Source organism: Streptomyces calidiresistens (genome assembly GCF_014141525.1).
Taxonomy (GTDB): domain Bacteria; phylum Actinomycetota; class Actinomycetes; order Streptomycetales; family Streptomycetaceae; genus Streptomyces; species Streptomyces calidiresistens.
Genome location: NZ_VKHS01001586.1, coordinates 1 through 425, shown reverse-complemented (window position 1 = coordinate 425; position 425 = coordinate 1). Strand labels below are relative to the sequence as shown.

At 76.2% G+C, this 425-nt stretch carries 1 protein-coding gene; it reads right to left on the bottom strand.

Annotated elements, in window-relative coordinates; all coding sequences use genetic code 11:
- On the bottom strand, positions 1–314 hold a 314-nt coding region (locus tag FOE67_RS28380; RefSeq protein WP_182667643.1), incomplete at its 3' end, for a hypothetical protein.
- Positions 315–425: the final 111 nt, after the last annotated feature.

Below are 425 nucleotides of genomic sequence, written 5' to 3'. Positions count from 1 at the left end.
CGTTTGTATAAGACACAGGGGGAGGACGGCTCGGGGAGACCCCTCTCCCCCGCGGGCGACCGGTCGGTGTCCGGCGAACCCTCCCCCCGGGCCGACTCCCGAAGGCGGGAGCGCAGGTCGGCCAGGTCCCGCTCCAGGGAGATCAGCAGCCGCCCGGCGGCCACCGCGCTCACCAGGAGCACGGGGGGAACGAGCAGGAGAACGACCAGCCAGGAGGCGAGAAGGAGGCCGGGAACGGCGCCTTCCGGGGCCACCGGCAGGGTCACCAGGGCGAGCAGCCAGACGACCAGCAGGGCGGCGGCGGGAAGACCCACCGGGACGGTCAACCGGAACCGCAGGCCGTCGGGGCACCGACGGGCTGCGGCGCGGGCGTGCCGGCGGGCCGCTCGGCCCCCGGGTGGGGGATCCGTCGGGGAGGGGCGTGG